Origin of the sequence: Leptotrichia shahii (assembly GCF_008327825.1) — a bacterium.
Lineage (GTDB): Bacteria > Fusobacteriota > Fusobacteriia > Fusobacteriales > Leptotrichiaceae > Leptotrichia > Leptotrichia shahii.
Genome location: NZ_AP019827.1, coordinates 1,379,547 through 1,403,153 on the forward strand (window position 1 = coordinate 1,379,547; position 23,607 = coordinate 1,403,153).

General features: G+C 28.4%; 19 protein-coding genes, 1 tRNA gene, 1 pseudogene and 1 CRISPR repeat array. Of the genes and pseudogenes, 10 read left to right on the top strand and 11 right to left on the bottom strand.

Features of this window, described 5'->3' with window-relative positions; genetic code table 11:
- Positions 1-49: 49 nt before the first annotated feature.
- The 4 genes from F1564_RS06405 to purH form a co-directional block, all read right to left on the bottom strand.
- Positions 50-1,234, bottom strand: coding sequence for a YARHG domain-containing protein (locus F1564_RS06405; protein WP_026231175.1), 1,185 nt, complete (start codon positions 1,232-1,234; stop codon positions 50-52).
- 89 nt (positions 1,235-1,323) lie between these two features.
- Positions 1,324-2,973 (bottom strand): DKNYY domain-containing protein, encoded by a 1,650-nt coding sequence (locus F1564_RS06410; RefSeq protein WP_018449727.1) that lies wholly within the window; start codon positions 2,971-2,973, stop codon positions 1,324-1,326.
- Positions 2,974-3,119: 146 nt separating this feature from the next.
- Positions 3,120-3,196 (bottom strand) — tRNA-Lys (locus tag F1564_RS06415).
- A 279-nt stretch (positions 3,197-3,475) separates the two neighbouring features.
- Positions 3,476-4,999, bottom strand: a complete 1,524-nt coding sequence (gene purH, locus F1564_RS06420) for a bifunctional phosphoribosylaminoimidazolecarboxamide formyltransferase/IMP cyclohydrolase (protein ID WP_018449726.1) — start codon at positions 4,997-4,999, stop codon at positions 3,476-3,478.
- 213 nt (positions 5,000-5,212) lie between these two features.
- Here purH and F1564_RS06425 point away from each other — a divergent pair, with 213 nt between their 5' ends.
- From F1564_RS06425 to F1564_RS06435, 3 genes are read left to right on the top strand one after another with little or no spacing between them, the layout of a single operon-like run.
- The gene (locus F1564_RS06425; RefSeq protein ID WP_018449725.1) at positions 5,213-6,229 is read left to right on the top strand and encodes a hypothetical protein; all 1,017 of its coding nucleotides are present in this window, start codon (positions 5,213-5,215) and stop codon (positions 6,227-6,229) included.
- Positions 6,213-7,052, top strand: a complete 840-nt coding sequence (locus F1564_RS06430) for a hypothetical protein (protein WP_018449724.1) — start codon at positions 6,213-6,215, stop codon at positions 7,050-7,052. Before F1564_RS06425 ends, F1564_RS06430 begins: the two co-directional genes overlap by 17 nt.
- 41 nt (positions 7,053-7,093) lie before the next feature.
- Positions 7,094-7,771: a hypothetical protein gene (locus tag F1564_RS06435; RefSeq protein WP_018449723.1), complete on the top strand. Its 678-nt coding sequence runs from the start codon at positions 7,094-7,096 to the stop codon at positions 7,769-7,771.
- 86 nt (positions 7,772-7,857) lie between these two features.
- Here the strand turns inward: F1564_RS06435 and F1564_RS06440 are convergent, their stop codons facing one another.
- The gene (locus tag F1564_RS06440) at positions 7,858-9,087 is read right to left on the bottom strand and encodes a replication-associated recombination protein A (protein ID WP_018449722.1); all 1,230 of its coding nucleotides are present in this window, start codon (positions 9,085-9,087) and stop codon (positions 7,858-7,860) included.
- 217 nt (positions 9,088-9,304) lie between these two features.
- Here F1564_RS06440 and F1564_RS06445 point away from each other — a divergent pair, with 217 nt between their 5' ends.
- The 5 genes and pseudogenes from F1564_RS06445 (at position 9,305) to F1564_RS06460 (ending at position 12,151) form a co-directional block, all read left to right on the top strand.
- The gene (locus tag F1564_RS06445) at positions 9,305-11,008 is read left to right on the top strand and encodes an AAA family ATPase (protein ID WP_018449721.1); all 1,704 of its coding nucleotides are present in this window, start codon (positions 9,305-9,307) and stop codon (positions 11,006-11,008) included.
- Between the two features lie 107 nt (positions 11,009-11,115).
- Positions 11,116-11,292: pseudogene (locus F1564_RS10580) on the top strand (methylated-DNA--[protein]-cysteine S-methyltransferase); the annotation flags it as partial.
- A gap of 3 nt (positions 11,293-11,295) precedes the next feature.
- The gene (locus F1564_RS10585) at positions 11,296-11,574 is read left to right on the top strand and encodes a methylated-DNA--[protein]-cysteine S-methyltransferase (RefSeq protein WP_456298529.1); all 279 of its coding nucleotides are present in this window, start codon (positions 11,296-11,298) and stop codon (positions 11,572-11,574) included.
- A gap of 84 nt (positions 11,575-11,658) precedes the next feature.
- Positions 11,659-11,895: a DUF6290 family protein gene (locus F1564_RS06455; protein WP_018449719.1), complete on the top strand. Its 237-nt coding sequence runs from the start codon at positions 11,659-11,661 to the stop codon at positions 11,893-11,895.
- Positions 11,885-12,151, top strand: coding sequence for a type II toxin-antitoxin system RelE family toxin (locus F1564_RS06460; RefSeq protein ID WP_018449718.1), 267 nt, complete (start codon positions 11,885-11,887; stop codon positions 12,149-12,151). The genes F1564_RS06455 and F1564_RS06460 overlap by 11 nt, the downstream gene beginning before the upstream one ends.
- Before the next feature lie 199 nt (positions 12,152-12,350).
- On the opposite strand, the gene F1564_RS06465 is transcribed toward F1564_RS06460, so the two are convergent.
- The 3 genes from F1564_RS06465 to F1564_RS06475 all read right to left on the bottom strand — a co-directional run bounded on the left by F1564_RS06465 (position 12,351) and on the right by F1564_RS06475 (position 16,371).
- Positions 12,351-12,692 (bottom strand): hypothetical protein, encoded by a 342-nt coding sequence (locus F1564_RS06465; protein WP_018449717.1) that lies wholly within the window; start codon positions 12,690-12,692, stop codon positions 12,351-12,353.
- 223 nt (positions 12,693-12,915) lie between these two features.
- Entirely contained in the window at positions 12,916-14,658 is a 1,743-nt protein-coding gene (locus F1564_RS06470) for a glycoside hydrolase family 13 protein (RefSeq protein ID WP_018449716.1), read from the bottom strand.
- A 390-nt stretch (positions 14,659-15,048) separates the two neighbouring features.
- Positions 15,049-16,371 (bottom strand): 6-phospho-alpha-glucosidase, encoded by a 1,323-nt coding sequence (locus F1564_RS06475; protein WP_018449715.1) that lies wholly within the window; start codon positions 16,369-16,371, stop codon positions 15,049-15,051.
- Between the two features lie 224 nt (positions 16,372-16,595).
- On the opposite strand from F1564_RS06475, the gene F1564_RS06480 reads away from it, so the two are divergent.
- On the top strand, positions 16,596-17,303 hold the full coding sequence (locus F1564_RS06480; protein ID WP_018449714.1) for a GntR family transcriptional regulator: 708 nt from the start codon (positions 16,596-16,598) through the stop codon (positions 17,301-17,303).
- 266 nt (positions 17,304-17,569) lie between these two features.
- Here F1564_RS06480 and F1564_RS06485 read toward each other — a convergent pair whose 3' ends face one another.
- Positions 17,570-19,162: an alpha-glucoside-specific PTS transporter subunit IIBC gene (locus F1564_RS06485; RefSeq protein ID WP_018449713.1), complete on the bottom strand. Its 1,593-nt coding sequence runs from the start codon at positions 19,160-19,162 to the stop codon at positions 17,570-17,572.
- A gap of 333 nt (positions 19,163-19,495) precedes the next feature.
- Entirely contained in the window at positions 19,496-20,170 is a 675-nt protein-coding gene (locus F1564_RS06490) for an endonuclease/exonuclease/phosphatase family protein (protein ID WP_232053357.1), read from the bottom strand.
- Between the two features lie 168 nt (positions 20,171-20,338).
- On the opposite strand from F1564_RS06490, the gene malQ reads away from it, so the two are divergent.
- Complete coding sequence (gene malQ / locus F1564_RS06495) at positions 20,339-21,916, top strand: 4-alpha-glucanotransferase (protein ID WP_269473417.1); 1,578 nt, start codon at positions 20,339-20,341, stop codon at positions 21,914-21,916.
- A gap of 154 nt (positions 21,917-22,070) precedes the next feature.
- A CRISPR array of direct repeats spans positions 22,071-22,476; the repeat unit is 37 nt; unit sequence GTTTCAATCCTTGTTTTAATGGATACTCTACTTTAAC.
- A gap of 525 nt (positions 22,477-23,001) precedes the next feature.
- Here the strand turns inward: malQ and purN are convergent.
- Positions 23,002-23,595 (bottom strand): phosphoribosylglycinamide formyltransferase, encoded by a 594-nt coding sequence (purN, locus tag F1564_RS06500; RefSeq protein WP_026231174.1) that lies wholly within the window; start codon positions 23,593-23,595, stop codon positions 23,002-23,004.
- Positions 23,596-23,607: the final 12 nt, after the last annotated feature.

Sequence of the window (23,607 nt, forward strand, 5' to 3'; positions counted from 1 at the left end):
AAAAAAGGCTACAATAAAATTCCGTAACCTTTTTCTATCTTCAAATTATCTATTTCCCATTCTTCCTATCATTTATAACTTTATCCACATCTTTAACAGACTCATAATCATATTCTCCCAATTTCACATCTTTTCCAGTCGGCACATACCACAAAAATTTTGAAAAATAGTCTTTTAATTTTTTGTCTGAAAAATCATAACCTGCCAAAGCATAAGGATAATTTCTCATTATTTGCAATTCTTCATCTGAAATATTTTTTATTTCATCTTTATCTAAATATTTTATCGAATAGGCATTATCTGTTAAATCATCTTTAAATTTAAAACCTTTTTCCGTTTTATCAGGAAATACATAATTAACTCTCAAACCTTTTATTTCTCTCAATTCAAATTCTTCTTCAGGTTTAAAATTATTTGTTTTAAAATATAAATAACCTTTTTTCAATCTGGCATAAAGAATTTTATATGGCTCATTTGTTTCATAATTTTCTTTGTAAGCATAATCAACATTTCCTTCTCCAGCCAATTGCCATTTTATCTCTTTCCCATCTTTTGTTTTTATCACAGGCATCGCAATAAGAGCATCTCCTGGCTCAACAATCACTTCAAAATCATCCACTTTCTGATTTTTCCATTTTGAAATAGTCGACCAGACATAGTTAAAATCAACAATTCCAACACCGCCACTTCCATCGTAACGATAGCTATGCTCAATTACATTTTCTCCCTTTTTAAAGTTTGCTTTAAAATAATAAACATAGCTTCTTTTATAATAGTCGGCTTCCTCTTTTGCCTTTTCTTCGTCATATTCCTTAAAATATTTTTTCACTTCTTCAAGTTTCTTTACGTCCTTTGGAACAAAATCAGTCAATCTATAAGAAACTGTATTTACACTTTTCCCATTTACAACAGTTCTAAAATTTTTAAAATGATTAACTTCATCCCATTCTTCATTTCCACCTTCAGGCGTGATAAATCCAATATATTTCTCCCCAGCTTCAGGACTATCAAACACAAATCTAACAGTTACTACCATTTCATTATCTAGCGTCCCATACTCTGACTTAAATTTTTCCAATTTAAAATGAAGTCTTTCACTCTTTATTGAAATATTTGAAACATTCATAGGCACAATATGCCCACCTTCCGATCCAAATTCCCAGTCATTCGCCAACAAATTTACACCAAAAATAATAACTAGAGCAAATAATAGCAGTATTTTGACTTTTTTCATAACTATCATCTCACTTTCTTTTATTTTTTATTTCTCATTAGAATTATACCTTATTTTTATTTTTTTTCAATATAATTCAATTTTATTTTTCATTGTTTCATAGTCTTACAATACTCATATTTATGATTTTTATCCCCAGCTCGTGAACTATGCTCGTCCACCACTTTAAATGTATTTGGATCCGCATCATTCAATACATCTTCATTACAATATACATAATCATTATCCTTGATATAGAAATCATTCAAAAATTTACCCTTATCAGTAATTTTATTGAAATAATTACCAAAATCATTTATTTTTAGAAAATAAATTCCATTTTTATCTTCTACATAATAACCATTCCTATTTTGACTATTTAAATTCAAAATTTTAAAACTTTTAGAATCTAAATCTTCTTCTCTATCAGTTCCAAAATATACATTATCCTTATCTTTTGAAAAATCATTATTCAACACTTCAAATGTTTTTATATCAGCCCCTTTTATCAAAGGATCTTTTTCAACAATCCAACTTATATAAAATATATTTTTATCATCTTTACTGTAATAATCATTTATTACTTCAAATGTATTAGGATTTGCACCTTTCAAAACTTTAACAACATTTTTTAAAGTATTATCTGTATCTAAAATATATGATGGATCTAATTGAATATAATACACATTTTTACTATCTTTTGCATAATACGAATTATCTTTTTTTAAATTATTTTTTCTTATAATTTTAAAACTATTTGGATCAATTTCTTCTATTTTTTCACCTAAATAATACATGCCATCTTTATTTTTTACAAGTTTTTCTTCAATTATTTTAAAATTTCCATCAGTATTTTTTATTCTTTTTATATCCGAATTTGAATTTAAATTATAATATATATTATTTTTATCAATATCATAATATTCATTTAACTTTCTAAAAGTTTGGATATCTGCTCCCTCTAACTTTTTCCCATTAGAATAAATGCTATTTTTATCTTTCACAATATCCACTTTTACCTCAAATGTGCTAATATCTGCCCCTGACACTTTTTTATCCTCATAATAAACATTATTTCTATCTTTCGCATAATCCCATTCCATTATTTCAAAACTATTTTTATCAGCTCCTTTAATTATCTTATCAAGATAATAAATCCCATTTTTATCAGATATGTAGCTATCTGACAATTTTTTAAAACTTGCTTTATCAATAAACTTTAAAGGCTTTTCAAAATAATAAATATAATTCTTATCTCTTGCAAAAAAATCTCCTAAATCTTCAAAAGTTTCCTTATCATAGTGCCGATTTACTTCTACATCAGGACTTCCAATCCAATATATACCGTTTTTATCCTTCACATAATTAATAAAATCATATTTAGATTTTACAATTTTTACTGTATTTACATCCACATTGGGATAATCAATTCCATTAATATAAACCGTATTTTTATCTCTTGCCACATTCTTTTCCAAAATTTCAAATGTTTTTATATCTACTTCATTATCCCCATTTTGTTTTTTCACTGTTTCTCCATCATAATAAATAGTTCCTTTATCTCTTGCATACCCATCTTTTAATATTTTAAAACTTTCCACATCAGGTAAAAATTTATTGTACTGACCGACTACCCCATTTACATATTTCACGACAAGTTCATCATCCCAATAAACTTTGCCATCTTTAATCGTATATTCTGCAAATCCAATATTTCCAATTAAAATAATTAATCCTAACATTCTAAAAAATTTTTTCATAAATCCATTCTCCTTCATTGAAAATCATTTAATAAATAAAAAAAGACTGAAAAAACAGCCTCAATTTTAATCATATATTTGTATTATAATAATTACCTTTCAGGGTTTACACAACCTAGGTAAATACATTTATTATAAGTCCTTTATGGTGGGACCAGTGGGGATCGAACCCACAACCTACCGATTAAGAGTCGGTTGCTCTGACCAGTTGAGCTACGGTCCCAAATCATTTATAACTCTTTTAAACAACACAATTATAATATCATAATCTTATATATTTGTCAAGACTTTAATTTCATAAATTTTTAAAGGAAATATTGTTAGCTAAACAACAACTGCAGTAAATCTCACTTTAAAATTGGAACTATTTTGCATCTTTCTTTAAATATCTTATTTATTTACTAACTTTTATTAAAAATTCAAAGATTCAAATGGAAAATATTAAAAACATAAGCAGGACTACTATTAATCCTGCCCTGTTTTTCACAATTCTCTCTTAAAATTAATGTTTAAAGTGTCTAATCCCAGTAAATACCATTGTAATCCCATGTTCATTACAAGCCTCAATTGATTCTTTATCTCTCATTGATCCACCAGGTTGTACAATCGCTTTAATTCCTATTTTTGCAGCTGTATCTACGCAATCTCTGAATGGGAAGAAGGCGTCTGATGCTAATACTGCTCCTGTCAAGTCTTTTCCAACTTTTTCTTGAGCATGTTGCAATGCGTGTTCTGTTGACCAAATTCTGTTAGTTTGACCAGTTCCTACACCGACTGCCATTCCATCTTTAACAACTACAATCGCATTTGATTTTACATATTTTACAACTTTCATTCCTAATTCCATATCAGCTTTTTCTTTTTCAGTAGGCTTCTTTTCAGTAACAACATTCATTTCATCAATCATTTTGCTGTTTGTTCCTTGAACCAAAATTCCGCCGTCAACTTTTACATAGTCGAATTTGTCTTGAGGTTTTGGAGTTTTACATTCGATAACTCTCAAGTTTTTCTTTGTTTTCAAGATTTCCAACGCTTCATCTGTAAATGAAGGTGCAATTACGATTTCCAAGAAGATTTTTTTCAATTCTTCAGCAGTTTCTTTATTAACTTCTCTGTTTAGTGCAACAATTCCACCAAAAATTGATACTGGGTCGCAATCGTGAGCTTTTTTATATGCTGTGAAAATATCATCTGCAACAGCCACACCACAAGGAGTTGAGTGTTTTATTGCACAAGCTGCTGGACCGTCAAATTCTCCAACCACTTTCCAAGCAATATCCATATCTCTAATATTGTTAAATGATAATTCTTTTCCGTTCAATTGCTCAATATCTTTCATGCTTCCATTTTCAGTAGTTGAAACATAATAAGCTGAAGATTGATGAGGATTTTCCCCATATCTCAAGTCAAATTTTTTCTCATAAGAAACATTCAAATATTTTGGATAATCTTCTTCTAACAAGAATGCAGAAATTGCCGCATCATAAGCCGATGTCAAGTTAAATACTTTCCCAGCCAATCTTTTCTTAGTTTCATAAGAAACTTTTCCATCTTTTTCCATTTCTTCCATAACTACTGAATAATCTTCAGTTTCACAAATAACTGTTACATCTTTAAATGATTTTGCAGCTGAACGAAGCATTGTAGGTCCACCTATATCAATAAATTCGATTTTTTCATCAAAAGTTTTGTCAGTTTGAACTTCTCTAAAGAACGGATAAAGATTAACAACAACATAATCAATTGTTTCAATTCCTTCTCTTGCAATTGTGTCCATATGTTCCTTATTATCTCTAATCGCCAAAATTCCACCATGAATATTTGGATGCAAAGTTTTTACTCTCCCATCGAGCATTTCTTTAAAATTAGTAACTTCTGAAACATCTATTACAGAAAGACCATTTTCCTTTAAATATTTATAAGTTCCTCCTGTTGAGATGATTTCCACACCTTTTTGATCTAAAAACTGTGCAAATTCTAAAATTCCCGTCTTATCAAAAACACTAATCAAAGCTCTTTTTTTCATTTGGTATCATTCCTCCAATACATTTTGTTAATTTATTTTATCATAAAGTATTGTATTTATCAAGGTTGCCAAAAATATTAACTTTTTAAAAATTATAAATTTATAATTACTTTATAATAGTCTATAAAATTAATTTTAATTTAATTTATTTATGATAAAAAATGTTATAATTAATATAAAAATATAACTTTAAAGTAAATAAGGAGGTTTTTTATGGGATTTATTAATCCATTTCAAATTTACTCTAAAGAAGAAAATACTATTACAAATAATATTCTATTACTTCTATCAAACTTGTATAGAATAAACCCCAAAATCTATGAATTGTTTATAAACAGTATTCTTCCAGAAAATATCAATTATCAAGTTATCCCTGTTTTTACACAGCAAAAATCACAAAAGGAAGGAGGAATTATTGACGGTCATATTCAGACAAAAGCAACAAAAATCATTATTGAAACCAAAGTTACAGGATTAGATAATACAAAAAAACTTATTAATTACTGCAAAAACGAAAATCCATCTGAAACAAACATATTAATTCACATAAGTCATTCTACCTTTGATGAAGCTACCATAAAATCTATAAATCAAAAAATAGGAATTTATAATTTTAATTTTGTTTCAATAACTTTTTCCGAATTAATTTCTTCCCTTCAGGAAATTGCGGACGAATATCCTTTTAATGAAGAACTATGCCGTTTATCCAAAGATTTTTATTATTATTGCAGTTCAATGGGTCTAATAAAAAACGTATTCAGAATCGTTCCATGCAATAAAAGTTTTGAATTAAACAAAAAATATCGTTTATACTTTCAACCTGAGTTCAGAGGATATTCAAACCATCAATTTACTGGAATATATACTGCAAAAGAAGTGAAATATATTGGAAAAGTAAACAAAGTTTTTTTGGCTGAACTTACAAAAGAAGGAACATTAATTACTAAAAAAATTTCAGGCAATGGGGAAATTACTAGCGAGGAGGAAAATAGAATTATCAATACAATAAGGGCATTCCCAGAAATTTATGGCTATGGCGATATTTCAAAAGGACATATCTTCTTTTTATTTGATGATAATGATTTTTGTCCAACAAAATTTAAAAAATTAACTTCAAGAGGATTAAGAAAAAATAAATACTATGAATTAAAATCCCTTTTAAATATTGAAAATATAGAAAATTCATCAACTTTAGAAATTGCGGAAAAATTAAATGATATTACTTGGTAAAAATAAATTTTTAAAAGATTGGAGAAGAATTGTGAGAAAATTGTTGTTAATTTTAAGTTTGTTCGTTATAAATATTGTTGGATTGGCTTATGAGAAATGTAATCCTAAAACAATCTATGAAATTAGTGTAAATGATTTAAATGGAAGTTATTTTGGACAAAACAAAAAAGATGGAACAATTATGATAAAACTTGGTAAAAATGCTAATAAAGTACAGGCAATTCACTTTGATGAAAATAGGATTTTAAATAATTGTATTCTTGATCCAAAAATAACAGAATTTCATATTGAACACGGTTTATTTATCAATGCGATGTACGACGAAATGTTGGATGGTGTGTATAATAATGATCAGGACATAAAAATAGATTATGATTCGTGTCTTGAGAAAAATCATCAATTTTGTAAAATTTCTAAAGATGCAGACATTAACGGAAATCCTGTGGGAATTTCATTTAATCAAGAAGTTCAGGATATTGAAATTTATGGAAATATAGTTGACGTTGAAAAAAGAAATGATTATAAAAGAATAATAATAGGCGAAGATTATGAAGAAGATGATATTCCTGTATGTGCAAGTAAAAGTATTAGTGAAGAAAATTGTAAAAAAGAAAAATTCATAGTAAAATCTCCAAATGGTTATGCCAATCTTACTAGAAAAGCGTATGATAATTCAACTATTCGTGATAAAATAAAAAATGGAACAATTGTGGTCATAGATCCAATTGATATAAGTCCTTTTGATGTCGAAGGAGTATATGTTGAAGTTTTAGGACAACATAAATTTGGATATATTAATTGGAAATATTTGGAAAAAAAATAAATGTTTAGGTACATTAAATTTGAATTTTAGGAGAAATATAAATGGAAAATAATAATATTGAAAATAAAAATTTAGTAAAAATTCTAATTGGAATAATAATTGCTCTTGTTCTAGTTATAGGCTTTATCATCATAGGTGGTGGTATTTACCAATTTATAAGTATGAAAAATAAGATAAGCGAGATGGAAAAAGTCCAAAAGGAACAGGAAAAAAGACAGTTAGAAAATCAAATGATGGCTTCAGTACAAACTCAAACTAAAGAAAATAATAAATCAAGTGAAACCAAAACCAATGAAGCTAAAACTGAAACTAAAGAAGTTGATCCGTATGAAAGAAGATTTACGGCTTCTGATATGAATGATACACTTGTAGAAATTAAAGGTGTAAGAGATGGGAATAAAGTTTTAGTCCGTGTTTTGGAAGGAAATAATAAAGGTAAAAGAGGATATATTAATTTAAAAGGTTTCAAAAATATAACTAATTCTGCCTTAAGATCATTAATTGGCAGCACTTGGGCAGCAACTGGTGTTAATAACGGAGTTGAAATGGAATACGGTTTAATTCTTCATCATCCTGGTTCAGACATTTATAGTTACAATTTAAATAAAGAATTGATAGATTACAAGTTATCTGGTCATGATTCAGCAGTAAAATACGACTGTGGACGTGATACTGCAAGAAATTTTATACAAAGTTATGACCCTTCAGCTTGTTATTAGAGATTAAAAAAAATACTCTTGCAATAAGCTATATCATTGTTTGAGTATTTTTTATACCAACTATTTTCCAAAATTCAATAGACAATTTATTTTTCATTCTTTTTTATTTTCTTAAAATATTCCTTCGCCGCCATCTCAAACTTATTCTCCCCAAACTCATAAAACTTAATTTTTTCATTCATATAAACCTGCTCCACATAGTGATTTTCATAGTTATGAGGATATTTATAATCTTTTTTCCCAACTTTTGTAAGATGAATTGGCGTATCTTGAATTTTTTCATTCTCAATGTGACTAAGTGCTGAATTTATCGCATTGTAAGCCGAATTGCTCTTTGGAGAAATTGCCAAATAAATTGCAACTTCCGAGAGAATTATTCTTGCTTCTGGCATTCCAATTTCCTTTACTGCATTAAGCCCTGCCACAGCAACTGATAAAGCCTGTGGATTTGCAAGTCCAATATCTTCAGAAGCCAAAATTACAAGTCTTCTAGCAATATACAAAATATCTTCACCACCAGAAAGCATTTTTGCCATCCAATAAATCGCCGCATCAGGGTCACTCCCACGAATACTTTTTATCATCGCAGAAACTGTGTTATATTTGTCTTCCGTCTTGTGATAAGATTTTTTCGTATTCAGCACTCCCTTCACTTCATCAAGCGTAAAATCCACCCCAACATTCGCAATCAATTCCAAAATATTTATAGCCTGTCTTGCATCTCCTTCAATAATTTCCGAAATATATTCTAAAATCTCATTTGAAATTCCAATTTTCTCTTTCTCATTAATATTTTTCAAAATTTTAAGCAAATCTTTTTCACTCAATTTTTTAAATTCAAATGCCATACATCGTGACAACAACGCATTATTCAAATTATAATAAGGATTTTCAGTCGTCGCACCAATCAAAATAATATTTCCATTTTCCAAATCCTGTAAAAGTGAATCCTGCTGCAACTTATTAAATCTATGAATCTCATCCAGGAACAGAAGTGTCTGCTGTCCGTTCGTATGAAATCTGTTGTGTGCCTTATCAGAAATCTCCTTTATATCAGTCACAGATGCCTTTATCGCATTCAAATATTCATAATGATAATTCATTTTTTCAGCAACAATTTCCGCAAGAGTCGTTTTCCCTGTTCCCGGTGCTCCCCAAAAAATCGCATTCATAAAATTTCCACGCTCAATAATCTTCCTCAAAATCCCATTTTCTCCAACCAGCTTTTCCTGTCCATAAAAATCGTCCAAACTTTTTGGTCGGTATCTAAAGGCAAGTGGTTTCTTATTTTCATATACTTTATCAAATAAATTCATTTTTCTACTCCCTTTTACTTTTCAAATTACAATAATAAATACAAAATTTTTCTTATAAATTTATTGCATTTTACTATACAGTCTATTTTATAAATTTAAAACTATTTTATAACAATCAAACAATTTACTTTTTTTACAATTCATATTATAATATATTCACTTACTTAAAACAATAAATTATTAATAAATAAAAATTAAAAAGGAAGGAGTACTAAAGATGAAAAATCGCAGAAAAAAGAGATTACCTATCGGAATATCTGATTTTAAAGAGATTATCGAAAATAACTACTACTATTTCGATAAAACAAAATTTATAGAAAATATTTTAGAAGATGGCTCAAAAGTTAAATTATTTACTCGTCCGAGAAGATTTGGCAAAACACTGAATATGTCGATGTTAAAATATTTTTTTGATATTAAAAATAAAGGCGAAAATAGAAAATTATTTGAAAATTTAGAAATTTCTAAAAGTGAATATTTTGAAAAGCAGGGAAATTTCTTTGTAATCTCTATTTCTTTCAAAAATTATGATGCAGAAAGCTGGGAAAGCGGATTTAACACGATTAAAAATGAGATAAAATTACTATATAACGAATTTTATTTGATAAGAGATAATTTGAATCAAAGTGATTTAGCAGATTTTGACGCTATTTGGCTGAAAAAAAATAATGCTGACTGGATTAATTCTTTATTTAATTTGACCAGATATTTATACGAACTTTCTGGAAAAAAAGTAGTTGTTTTAATAGATGAGTATGACCAGCCAATAATTGATTCCTATATAAAAAGGAATTATGAGAAATGTATCGCGTTTTTTAAAGCATTTTATGGAAAAGTTTTGAAAGATAATAATTACTTGGAAATGGGGATTTTGACAGGTATTTTGCGAGTCGCAAAGGAAAACATCTTTTCAGGTTTGAATAATTTAGAAGTTCACACAATTTTAGATGATGAATTTACAGAATACTTTGGAATTATGGAAAATGAAGTTGAAAAATCTCTTGAAGATTTTGACTTAAAATATGAATTAAATGATGTTCAAAAATGGTACAATGGGTATTTATTCGGCGAAAAAAAAGTTTATAATCCTTGGTCGATTATTAATTTTTTAAAAAACGGAAAATTAAAGCCTTATTGGGTAAATACAAGTGAAAATGGGTTTATAAAGCTATATTTACAAAAAATGAAAAAAGAAATTTTCGATGATTTTTCAAAACTTTTGAATAAAGAAGAAATTTTTGAAATAATTAACGATAGTATGACTTTTGGAAATTTAGAAGCGAATTTTGAGAAAAACATTTGGAATCTATTTTTTCATAGTGGCTATTTAACACTAGCTAGAGAATATAATGAAAATAACGAAGAAACATATTTAAAAATTCCAAATGAAGAAATTTTAAAAATGTTCTCAAATATGTTTATTGAAGTATATTTTGGAAATTCTAATAATTTTTCAAAATTAACTAATGCATTAAAAAATGGAAATATCGAAAATTTTAAAATTGAACTAAATAAAATTTTGTTAGAAAATACAAGTATTTTTGATGTGTCTGGAATCTATAAAGAACAATTTTATCATGGATTAATACTCGGATTAATTTTAAAATTAAAAAATGAATACGAAATTTTATCAAATAGTTTCGCTGGAAAAGGTCGATACGATTTACTTTTGAAACCTAAAAATATTTTTGAAAGAAAAGAAGGAATTATCATTGAATTAAAAGCAATAAATACAGATAATTTAAAATTAAATTCAGAAAAAATTCACGAAAAATTGTTAAACGAATGTGAAGTCGCACTACATCAAATTGAAGAAAAAGAGTATACTTCAATTTTGAAAAATGCTGGAATTGACAATATTTTAAAGATTGGAATTGCGTTTTTTGGAAAAGAATTTGAAGTAAAATTTGCGAGAGAATAATTTATGAAAAATCTTTTATGATTTGAATTTAATTTTTAAATTAATCATGAAAAAATTAAGAGGTAAAACAATGAGAAAAATATCTATTTTATGAAACAAATACTCCAATTGGAAAAATTGGGATTGCTACGACAGAAAATGACTCTCACATCACAGATTTAACTTGGGAATCTGATTTTGAAAATTTAAAAAAAGAAAATAATTTTCAAATTTGTGAAACTGAACTGATTAAACAAGCGAAAAAACAGCTTTTTGAATATTTTGAAAAAAAGCGAAAAAATTTTGATTTGCCACTTTTGAAAGAAGGAACACCATTTCAAATTTCTGTTTGGAACGCTCTTGAAAAAATTCCTTATGGCGAAACTCGTTCTTACAAAGATATTGCAATCGCAATTGACAATCCAAAAGCTGTTCGTGCAGTTGGAATGGCAAATAATCGAAATAAAATTGCTATTTTTATTCCATGTCATCGTGTGATTGGTGCGGATGGGAAGTTAGTTGGATACGGTGGCGGACTTCATATTAAGCAATTTTTGTTGGAACTGGAAGGTATTAAAATAAAATAGTTTAATAAAACCTTTTCGTTGCTTTTTATTATCTTTTATGTTAAAATTTTATTAACTAAAATAACAAGAAAGGGTGTGAAATCAATGATAACCGTTTCTATAAATGCTAATCCTGACATAGAAAATAAAATAAATAACTATGTTAAGGAAAACAATATCAATTTAAACCAAGTAATGTTAGATTTAATTCTTGAAAAAATCGAAGATGAAGAGGACTATAAATTGGCTGTTGAGGCTTATAAAGAAGAAAAAGACAACAGAGGAAACTGGATTAGCCACGAAGATTTAATAAAAAAATTAGGGTTGGAAAATGAAATATAGTCTAATGTACTCTGAAAAAGCACAGAAACAGCTAAATAAACTAGATAATTCTATGAAATCAAAAATTTTAAAATATATCGATCAAAATCTTTTCGATACAGATAATCCAAAAAAATTTGGAAAACCTTTGAGATATAATCTAAAAGGATTTTGGAGATATCGAGTTGAAAATTATAGAATTATTGTAAAAATTGAAGAAAGTGAACTAGTTATTTTGATTGTTCAAATAGATAAAAGGGATAAAATTTATATTTAGAATTTCTGAATTGAATTTTAAATTATTGGGTTAAATTGAGTATTAAAAACAAAAAAACTGTCTGATATTCCTATTTTTAAGAATATAAGGCAGTTTTTTATTTCATTAAAATTAAATAGTATTAATATAAACTTTATTTACAGAATAAAAATTATATTTTAATTAAACAGTAAGATATCTTAAATTTAATAAAATATTATTAATGTCTTACATATATAGTTCTTGTATCATAGTTAATTTCAATATCATATCCATCTAAATTTATGTTTTTTACTTGTTTTGCAACAAATTTTCCATCATCTCTTGTACGATATGAAAATTTTATATTTCTATATCGTAATCCATTTATTTTACATAATGGATATGTTACTCTTACATAAGCAAGATAATTTTCGGTATTTGGATCTTCTTTAATAGAAGTTACTTTCCCATTTTCACAATAACCTGTAACATTTTCAAATGTTTTAGTTCCCACTTCCCCAGCTCTTGCATAAGCTACCATAGAAGTAAAAAAAGTCATTAATAGTAAAAATTTTTTCATTTTTTATTTCTCCTTAAAATTTTAATTTAATAATTATTTGTAACTAACTAGTATAAAAACTAAATCTACTATATTATACCCCCCACATTTGATTTAAATTATATTTTACTTAAAAAAAACTTATTTTAATAACCAAAATTATAATAGTAACAACTTCCTTTTAAGATGCAAAAAACTACACCTTCTAAATTACAAATAATTTTTTAGGTGCAGTTCATATTTTTTATAAAATCTCAACTAACAAACTTTGAAATCCTTCAAGAACAACTTTCTCCCCATCATTCTCAATCCCATCAAAATTATTAATCAAAATCTTTCCAATTTTAATTTCTTTTTCTTCAAGAACTTTTGCAATTTCACTCAACTTAACTTCTTGTTTCAACTCAGAAAAATTATTGATACAAAGAACTTTCTGATTTTCATATTTTCTTATATATGCGATTATTTCATCATTTTCCAATTCTACTGGAATAAATTCTCCAAAAGTCAAACAATCTGAATATTTTCCATTTTGCCGTAACTCAATCATTTTTTTATAATGGGCAAAAATTGAATTTTCATTATTTATTTGAGATTCTGCATTTACTTTATCTTGACTTCCAGTTAATTCTATCCACGCTTTTACATTTTCATTTTTTGAAAATCCAGCATTTTTACTGCTATTCCATTGGAAAGGTGTTCTTGAATTGTCACGGCTTCTTTTGTTTACAAAATATAGTGCTTCTTTAGGAGAAAATCCTTCTCCCAATGCACGTTGATACTGATCTTTGCTGGCAATATCATCAAACTGTGCTATATCAGTTCTCTCAAAATTGTCCATTCCTATTTCCTGTCCCTGATAAATAAACGGTGTCCCACGTAAAAAGAAAAACAATGTCGCAAGTAATTTTGCATTTATTTCATTTGCTTTCTTCCCTAAAAATTTATTCAAACTTCTAGGTAAATCATGATTTTCCAAAAATGGTGCTCCCCATCCATATTTCTGCTGTGTCAGCTGACTTTCAAAAATTTTTTTTCTCAATTCATTAATTTTCACATCCTGCACTGAATAGTAAAAACCTTCTTTCGCCATATCCAAATCAGAATAGCTGAAATCAAAAATCATTGAAAAAAATCCATCTTCACCAATAAAATCATTGTATCTTTCGTATTCAAGTAAAGGTGTTTCAGCTACAGTCATGCAGTTGTACTTCTTAAATGTTTTTTCTGTCAGTTCTCCTAAAAATTCCTCAATTCCTGGCTGATTTAACGTATATTTTATGCTAAATGCAAAGCCATCGGCTCCATCAACAGGCAAGTCTAGATAATCTTTGTCTTTTTTTATTGAATTTATAGCATCTACTCTGAAACCTGCAATTCCTCTTTTCAGCCAGTAATTTACCATTTTATAAAGTTCTTGCCTAACTTCTGGATTTTCCCAGTTCAAGTCAGGCTGTTTTTTTGTAAATAAATGCAGATAATACATTTCATTTCCGTTTTCATCAGTTTCCCCTTCAACCTTTTCCCAAGCAGAACCTCCAAAGTGACTTCTCCAGTTTGTCGGTGGCAGTCCATTTTTCCCTCTCTTAAAAATGTAATAATTTCTGTATTTGCTTTCAGGATTTTTCAATGCTTCTATAAACCACTCATGCTCATCAGAAGTATGATTAATTACTAAATCTAGAATTATCTTTATTCCTCTTTTTTCTGCCTCTGAAATTAATCTTTCCAAATCTTCCTTTGTTCCAAATTCAGGATTTATATCATAATAATCAGAAATATCATATCCATTGTCATCCATTGGTGACTTATACACAGGACAAATCCAAATAAGAGTTATCCCTAGTTCTTTTAGATAATCCAATTTTTCAGTAATTCCATTCAAATCTCCAATTCCATCATTGTTGCTATCATAAAAACTTCTTGGATATATTTGATATCCAACTTCTTTTTTCCACCATTTTTTATCTAGTTTTTTTGTATCCATATTTTCTCCTTCATATTCAATAAAGTCATTTTTTTAAACCTGCCAATCTAAATATGCAGATTGACAGGCATTAAGGTGATGCCGATGATGAATTTTAACTATTTTTTACTAATAATCAAAAACAAAATGACTATAGCTATCAAAATAGTAAAATCCCAATTCATTTTTATCACCTCCATTCAGCGTGGATTCATTGCCAAGTTTGCATTCTTGACAATATGATATTATATCACAAAAAAAGACACTACTTCAATAGTAGTGCCTTTATTTTTGCAATTTATTTTACCATACCACGCCGAATGGTTATTTTTCTAAATAATTATATCATAAACTGATTAACATTTCAAGCACTAAAAATTTATTTTCATTTTAAAATTATTCAAATGTAATCTATTTTAATACTGGCCAGAAGTCTTTATTAGCTTCAATCAAGTCATCTAAAATAGCTTTTGCAACAGATGCACTTGGTACAGTTCTTGACAATGTGATTGCCTGCCAAAGTTTTTGGTATGAACCTTCAATCCATGCTTCTACTGTTAATTTTTCAACTGATACTTGTTGTTCCATTAATCCTTTTTGGAATTGAGGAATTTTACCTTGAACAATTTTTTCAGGACCATTTGAACCTACTATACAAGGTACTTCAACCATTGCAGTTGAATCAAAGTTTGAGATTGCTCCGTCATTTTCTACGATTAATAACATTCTTTCTTTTGTATCATAAGCGATTGCTCTTGCCAAGTCAACTATGTATGAAGCATGATCGTCTACGTGAAGTTTGCTATCTTTTGCTGTTCCTTTTTCAGCGATTGCTCTACATTCTCCAAATACAAATTTTTCTCTTCCTTCCATTACTTCATTTGCTCTTGTGTGATTAGGATCTGAATGTTCTACCACGTAATCAGGGAAAAAGTAATATTTTAAGTAAGTATTTGGCATTGTTGTAGGGTCAATTGCAAATACGTCTCTCGCTTTTGTGAATGTATCATTCCAGCTTGCTTCTGTGTTTTCCCCTTCAATTTCTACATTATATCCAATTTTTGCCACTTTTTCTCTTAAAGCAGGCATTAAATCATTTCCTTCTTTATCTCTAATGTCTGTCCACCATCCAAAGTGATTTAATCCAAAGTATCTGATTACCATATCTTTTCTTGATTCAAGCCCAAGCATTTCAGCCATTCTTATTTCAATTCCGATTGGCATATCACAAATATTTAATATTTTAGAGTTTGGACGTAATCTTCTAGTTGCTTCTGCTACAATTGCTGCAGGATTTGAATAGTTTAACATCCACGCATTTGGTGAATATTTTTCCATATAATCAACTAATTCAATAACTCCACCGATTGAACGCATTCCATAAGCAATTCCTCCAGGTCCACAAGTTTCTTGCCCCAATACTCCGTGTCTTAAAGGTATTTTTTCATCTTTTTCACGCATTGCATATTTTCCAACTCTTATATGTGCCATAACAAAGTCAACATCTGTAAATGCTGTTTCAGGATCTGTTGTATAAACAAAGTTAATATCAGGTGCTTTTTCCTTTATAATAATGTCACAAGCCTTTGCTATAACTTCCTGTCTTTCTGCATCGTTATCATAAAATTTTATTTGTCTAATTGGAAATTTATCTAAATTTTCAAGTAACATCAACACAATTCCCGGAGTAAATGTACTCCCTCCACCAGCTACTGCAATTGAAAATTTCTTCATAAATAATCATCTCCATTTCTATATTTTATTAATTTTTATTTCCTATTTACATTGTTATAATAACACACTTTTTTTAAAAAGTCAATACTTTTATATAATTCTTTTTAAAGATTTAAAAAGATTTATATAAACCTTTTTTTATTGCTATTTATTATTATTTATTGTATAATCATAGTAATAATAATTAAAATCGAATTTAAGAATTGTAAGAAAGGTTTATATAAATGAATAAATATGAAAAAGTCTATTATGACATAAAAGACAAAATTAAAAATGGTATCATAAAATCAGGAGATTTTTTAAAAAAGGAAGCTGATCTTGCAAAAGACTATAATTTTTCCAAACTTACTGTAAGAAAAGCTCTTGCTATGCTGGAAACGGAAGGTTATATTCAAAAAGTGAAAGGAAAAAAATCAATTGTACTGGAGAAAAAAAATTTGGAAAATATTTCTCTGACTTCAATTCAAACTGTACAGGAAATTAGTAGACTTCAAAATATTAATCTTGAAACTGACTTAATCAGTTTATATATTGTTCAAGGGAATAAAAAATTAATGAAAGAATTTCAAGTTTCTGAAAGTGCTGATTTTTATAAAATTGTTCGTACAAATTCCTTGAATGGGGAAGTCCTAAATTATTCTATTAGTTTTTTTGATAGAAGAATTGTACCTTTTTTGAATGAAGAGATTGCTAAAAAGTCAATATATGAATATTTGGAAAAGGAATTAAAGCTAAAGATTGGTTATTCCCGAAGAGACATCAATTTTAGAAAAATTACTCCCGAAGAACAGAAATACCTTAAATTAGAAGATATAAATATGGTTGTTGTTATCAAAACTCATGCCTATTTATCAAATGGCACATTATTTCAATATGAAACAATAATTCATCATCCTGAAAAATTTACTTTCACTGCTATTGCTAAAAGATAACATAATAAATGCTTCTTGCTGGATAATAAACTTATACTATTTTCTGATGAATTTATTATAAATCCTGTTTAGCAAGGAATCCTGTTGTCTTACCAGAAAATAAATAAAATATGTTTTCAATTTTTTAATAGAGTTTAATATTTTGTATAAAAAGAAAGAACTTTCTCAAGTCTCGTATTCTAAAACTTTAAAATTTTTGACTTTTGAAAATTCTTTCTTAATTTTTTTTATAAAATTTAATTTCAATTATTTATCAAATTTTATTTTTATCCTTTTTTCATCATGTCTTCAATTCTTTCTCTTACTTGAGGTACTGACAATCCGATGATTACTTGAATAGCTGATCCTTTTCTAACTACACCATGAGCTCCTGCTGCTTTAAATGCTGCATCTGGCAATAATTTGCTTGGATCTTTTACACTTACTCTAAGTCTAGTTGCACAGTTATTAAGTTCTTCGATATTTTCTCTTCCACCTAATGCTTCAAGAATGATTGCACCTTTTTGAGCATATTCATCTCCACCAGCTATGGCTGCTGCACCTTGCGCTCCATCTTCACCATGTTTAGCTTTATAGTCAGCTTTTGTATAGAGTTTCATTTCTTCATCTTCATCTTCTCTACCTGGTGTTTTCAGATTCATTTTTTGAATTAAGAATCTAAATACAAAGAAGTATATTGCTGTAAATATTAATCCAATTACTATTTGAATAATTACTGTTCCAGAGTGATTTTTAAACATTGGTATCCAGTTCAGGAATAAGAAGTCTAGTAATCCTCCACCCATATTTCCAACAACTCCGAAAGCATACATTGTTGCAGCCATTGTTGCAGCCAAGAAAGCATGAACTGCAAATAACACTGGAGCTATAAATAAGAATGTAAATTCCAATGGTTCAGTTATACCTGAAATTATTGCTGTAAATACTATAGGTATTAATAATGCTGCTACAGCTTTCTTTTTATTAGGTTTTGCAGTAGCATACATAGCAAGTGCTATTCCCGGTGCACCGAATATTTTTGAATTTCCGTGTAATGCAAATCCACCTTGCGGGAATAAAGATTTCAATGATTGTGCACTTTGAGCAAATTCTTTTATATGTTGAACCCAGTAAACTTGAATTCCATCAGGAACTGCTGCTGGCCCAAATATAAATGGTGTGTAAACAAAGTGGTGTAATCCTGTAGGAATTAATATTCTTTCTAAGAATGTATAAATCCATACTCCAAATATTCCTGAAGCTTTCATAAATCCTTGCAATGCACCAATTCCCATTTGAATCTTAGGCCAAATTAATACTGTTAAGAAAGCACAAGGAATCATAACTACAAATCCTACTATATATACAAATACTGAACCTTGGAATACTCCCAAGAAATCAGGCAATTTTTTATCAAAGTATTTATTATGTAGATATACTACTAACGCTGCTATTAAAATACCACCAAATAAGTTTGTATCTAATGTTGGAACTCCACCTATTGCAGCATATCCTGTTACTTTGTTAGTTATTTGTTCAGCTGCATCTATTCCATAAAATACTTTTAATATTGCACTTACAAAATAATTAAATGTTGTATATAATGCAAATGTTTCCATACATGCTCTGGCATTTGTTTTTGTTGCAAGACTAATTGGCAATCCAATCGCAAACATTATTGGCATTTGTCTAAATACTGTCCAACCACCTTCTTGTATCACGAACCAAAAATTATACCATATTGTTCCCTCTTCAGCAATTTTTCCCATAACTTGCGTATTAGTAAATACTGAAGACAATCCTACGACTATCCCAGTGAACGCAAATAATAAAACCGGTGCCATCATCGCCCCACCAAATCGTTGAATTTTTTTCATCATAGTTGAATACCTCCTAAAAATTTTATATATTTGATTTATTTTTTCCTTATTTTAAATATACCACACTTTTTTAAATTGTCAAGACATTTACGTATATCTTTTTTAAAAAATTTTTTCAAAAAAATAATCGCCAAGTTAAAAATAGCGATTATTTAAGACTTTTCTTTATTTTACAGTTATTATTTTCTTTTAAAATTATTAATTTTTTAATTTAAATTTAAAATTCAATTTTAACTTCTATTCCAAAATGATCTGACACTATTTCCTTATTTTTGTTATTAAATATGACTTTGCTTTCCTTCACTTTTAATTTCTTGTTACTAAATATATAATCTAGCCGTTTTGGGCTTTATCATTGTCCCAGCCATGAATATTTTTATCTACAGTTATTCCGTTGTCTTTCTTTTCAGCCATGGTGTATGTATCAAAAAGTCCTTGAGCTAATATATTTTCATAATCTTTTTTATTTCCAATTGCATCTGTATTAAAATCACCCATTAATATTTTCAAATTATTATTTTGAGTTCTATTTAAAATTGTCTGAATATTTTTCCCCATATCTTCAGTTTCACAATTTGGCAGATTCATATGGCAACTGTAAAATTCGATATCCTGACCTTCATAGTTTATTGTGATGCTGACAATTCTTCTTGCGGAAATTGTTCTCACAGACTGTGCAAAAGTACAGTAAAATTCATCCTCGGCTTTTATTTTATGTCTTGTAATGACTGCCACGCCTTCATTATATTTCCCAAAACCTATATGTGAATTGCTCCAATGAAGGTAGTAATCTGTATCTGTATATTTTTGCAATGTTTCCAGAAGTACCCAGGCATAGTTTCCTTCTCTTATGTCATCAAAAATAATTTTATTGTTCATAAGCTGGTTCACTTCCTGCATCGCAATAACATCATATTGTTTTTCCGCAATGGTTCTTGCCAGAATATCAATTTTTTCCATTTGATTTTCTTCCAGCCATGCATGAACATTTACTGTTAATATTTTCATAATATTCTCCTCATTCATTCTTAAATTTTATTTTTAATAAAATTTATAGTTTTTTTTTACAGAAAAAATAAATCATATTTTTATTATGTTAATTTAATGTTACAATATTTTTTTTACTTTGTCAACGAAATAATGCCAAAAATAAAAATTAAAATAACATTTACGTATATGTTGACTTTTGGCATAAAATATAGTATATTTAGTATTGAGAAAGAAAAATTTAATTTTATTAATAATTTTAAGGAGGAAATAGAAATGTTTGAGAGAAGTTCTGGTATTTTGTTACATCCTACTTCACTTCCTGGAAAATATGGAATTGGAAGTTTAGGAAAGGAAGCATATAAATTTGTTGATTTCCTAAAAAAATCAAATCAAAAATTATGGCAAATTTTCCCACTTGGACCGACTGGATATGGTGATTCGCCTTACCAATGTTTTTCATCATTTGCTGGAAACCCATATTTAATTGATTTTGACTTGTTAATCGAGCAAAATTTATTAACTGAGGAAGATTTGAAAGATGTTAATTTTGGAGGAAATGAAGAATATATTGATTATGGTGCTATTTATAATCAAAAATATCCTTTGTTAAGAAAAGCATATGAAAACTTTAAAGCTAACGGAAATAAAGAATTAAAAGAAAAATTGGAAACTTTTAAAACTGAAAATAGCTCTTGGCTAGATGATTACAGCCTTTATATTTCTTTAAAAAATCACTTTAACGGACTTCCTTGGAATGAATGGGAAGATGACATTAGAACTAGAAAAGAAGCTGCTATAAATAAATACAAAGCTGAATTAGTTAATGAAATTGAATATCATAATTTTATTCAATTCCTATTCTTTACTCAATGGAATAATGTAAAAAAATACGCTAATGACAATGGAATAAAAATAATCGGAGATATACCAATCTTCGTTGCAGTAGACAGCTCAGACGCATGGGCAAATCCAGAAATTTTCCTATTCGATCCTGAACTAAAACCTGTTAAAGTAGCTGGTGTTCCGCCTGATTATTTCAGTGCCACAGGACAACTTTGGGGAAATCCTTTGTACGACTGGGACAAATTAAAAGAGTTAAACTACAAATGGTGGGTAGACAGAGTTAGAGCCAACCTTTCCACTTGTGACATCATAAGAATTGACCATTTCAGAGGATTTGATGAATATTGGGCTGTTCCTTATGGAGATAAAACAGCTGAAAATGGTACTTGGTGTCCAGGGCCTAGAACGGACTTATTTAACGCCATTAAAAATGAACTTGGAGAATTACCTATAATTGCTGAAGATTTAGGAACAATGACGCAAGGTGTTATTGATTTGAGAGAAGCAACTGGATTCCCTGGAATGAAAATTCTAGGATTTGCATTTGATTCCAAAGAAGAAAATGACTACTTGCCTCATACTTATACCAAAAATTGTGTAGTTTATACAGGAACTCATGATAACGACACATTAATTGGATGGTTTACAAAAGCCAATGAAGACGATAAACAATTTGCAAGAAACTATTTAAATTCAAGATCGGATAATGAAATCCATTGGGATGCAATAAGAGGTGCATGGAGCTCTGTTGCAAACATGGCAATCGCTCCAATTCAAGATTTTTTAGGATTAGGAAGCGAAGCTAGAATCAATACTCCTGGACTTGCTAGCGGAAACTGGCAATGGAGATTAAAAGATGGTGTATTGACAGATGAATTGGCAGAAAGAATTGCTAAATTAACAAAAGTTTACTCAAGATAGTTTGTAAACTTTTTTGAAATTATACAATTTATGATAAATAAAATAGAGAGAATATACAAAATTTGTATTGACTCTCTATTTTTTTTGCTTTTTTTTTCATATTTGACAGTAATCAAAAAAAAACAACTTTATAAAAAGTTGTTTTTAAATATTATTTTCAATCCTTATTTTAATGGATACTCTACTTTAACCTTTTAAAATCAAATCAAAGTAAACATAAGATAACTTGTTTCAATCCTTGTTTTAATGGATACTCTACTTTAACTCCAATTTCAGATCCCGTAGACCCATCTGTAAGAAAGTTTCAATCCTTGTTTTAATGGATACTCTACTTTAACATACGTAGAAATTTACTTCGAAAAAATAGAATATGGTTTCAATCCTTGTTTTAATGGATACTCTACTTTAACAACAACGTGCCAGTTTATATAGGAGAGAGAAATGAAGTTTCAATCCTTGTTTTAATGGATACTCTACTTTAACCTATAGATAAATTAAAAGGAAGAATAGAAATATGGACACCGTTTCAATCCTTGTTTTAATGGATACTCTACTTTAACCCCGTCTTTTGAGAAAATCCTTTATTTATTAGTATTACAGCGATTTTTTCAGACATTAAAATCACATTTTTTTGCTTAATTTTTATTATTTTTTGCTGTTTTTTTATCATTTTCCGTAACTCCTAATGCTCATTTTTATTGGCTTTGAGTGGATTTTTCTTCTTATTTTTCATTTCTTATAGTGGTAGGAATTTTTTCCACAGTCTTATTTTACCATATTTTTCTAATTTTTCAAAATTTTTTTTGATTTTTTGTATAAATAACTTCTATTGCCGTTCAGTTGGATAGTGTATTTGTTATGAATTTTTTCAGCAAGGGGACAAGCCCCTTATTATTAAAAATATTTTAGTTTTTAAATAAAATTTAGTATCACACTTCCAATTTCTATCTGTTTTCATTTTTATCTTTTAATTTTTTCTGAATAAACTTTACCAGCAAAAATCCAGTTAATCCTCCAGTAATCACTGCAATAACTACTAGTATTTCTTCTAAATCCATATTTCACCTTTTTCTTTACTTTCAAAATTATTTTCCTAATAACTTCTTAATTCCTTCAATCAGCAAAACATGCTCCTTCTCAAGCACCCTCTTCTGCAAGATTTCAGGTGTATCATCACTAAGCACAGGAACTTTCATCTGTAAAATTACTTCTCCCGTATCAACTCCTGTATCAACAAAATGAATTGTGCAACCGCTTTCAGTTTCTTTTGCTTCGATAACTGCTCTGTGAACATTCATTCCATACATTCCTTTTCCACCAAATTTTGGAAGCAATGATGGATGGATATTTATAATTTTTCTTGACCATTTTTTTATAAATTCTGGCGATAAAATTGACAGATATCCTGCTAATACGATATAATCTGTTTTTTTGTCATCATTTTCAAGGATATCGCTAATTTCATCAGATAATTTTTCTTTTAATACTTTTCTGTCAAGCAAAACATTTTTTATACCATGTTTTTCTGCTCTCTCCAATCCATAGCACTCTCTATCTGCAATTACATAAGAAATTTCACAATTTAAGTTTCCTTGCTCAATATTGTTAATAATTGATTGTAAGTTCGACCCTCCACCAGAAACTAGAACTGCTATTCTTTTTTTATTTTTATTAAACATTTTTTCACTCTC

Bases quoted from the DNA above. Each gene is read 5' to 3' on its own strand.
- F1564_RS06405 (WP_026231175.1), bottom strand. From the start codon at position 1,234: ATGAAAAAAGTCAAAATACTGCTATTATTTGCTCTAGTTATTATTTTT.
- F1564_RS06410 (WP_018449727.1), bottom strand. From the start codon at position 2,973: ATGAAAAAATTTTTTAGAATGTTAGGATTAATTATTTTAATTGGAAAT.
- purH (WP_018449726.1), bottom strand. From the start codon at position 4,999: ATGAAAAAAAGAGCTTTGATTAGTGTTTTTGATAAGACGGGAATTTTA.
- F1564_RS06425 (WP_018449725.1), top strand. From the start codon at position 5,213: ATGGGATTTATTAATCCATTTCAAATTTACTCTAAAGAAGAAAATACT.
- F1564_RS06430 (WP_018449724.1), top strand. From the start codon at position 6,213: ATGATATTACTTGGTAAAAATAAATTTTTAAAAGATTGGAGAAGAATT.
- F1564_RS06435 (WP_018449723.1), top strand. From the start codon at position 7,094: ATGGAAAATAATAATATTGAAAATAAAAATTTAGTAAAAATTCTAATT.
- F1564_RS06440 (WP_018449722.1), bottom strand. From the start codon at position 9,087: ATGAATTTATTTGATAAAGTATATGAAAATAAGAAACCACTTGCCTTT.
- F1564_RS06445 (WP_018449721.1), top strand. From the start codon at position 9,305: ATGAAAAATCGCAGAAAAAAGAGATTACCTATCGGAATATCTGATTTT.
- F1564_RS06455 (WP_018449719.1), top strand. From the start codon at position 11,659: ATGATAACCGTTTCTATAAATGCTAATCCTGACATAGAAAATAAAATA.
- F1564_RS06460 (WP_018449718.1), top strand. From the start codon at position 11,885: ATGAAATATAGTCTAATGTACTCTGAAAAAGCACAGAAACAGCTAAAT.
- F1564_RS06465 (WP_018449717.1), bottom strand. From the start codon at position 12,692: ATGAAAAAATTTTTACTATTAATGACTTTTTTTACTTCTATGGTAGCT.
- F1564_RS06470 (WP_018449716.1), bottom strand. From the start codon at position 14,658: ATGGATACAAAAAAACTAGATAAAAAATGGTGGAAAAAAGAAGTTGGA.
- F1564_RS06475 (WP_018449715.1), bottom strand. From the start codon at position 16,371: ATGAAGAAATTTTCAATTGCAGTAGCTGGTGGAGGGAGTACATTTACT.
- F1564_RS06480 (WP_018449714.1), top strand. From the start codon at position 16,596: ATGAATAAATATGAAAAAGTCTATTATGACATAAAAGACAAAATTAAA.
- F1564_RS06485 (WP_018449713.1), bottom strand. From the start codon at position 19,162: ATGATGAAAAAAATTCAACGATTTGGTGGGGCGATGATGGCACCGGTT.
- F1564_RS06490 (WP_232053357.1), bottom strand. From the start codon at position 20,170: ATGAAAATATTAACAGTAAATGTTCATGCATGGCTGGAAGAAAATCAA.
- malQ (WP_269473417.1), top strand. From the start codon at position 20,339: ATGTTGACTTTTGGCATAAAATATAGTATATTTAGTATTGAGAAAGAA.
- purN (WP_026231174.1), bottom strand. From the start codon at position 23,595: ATGTTTAATAAAAATAAAAAAAGAATAGCAGTTCTAGTTTCTGGTGGA.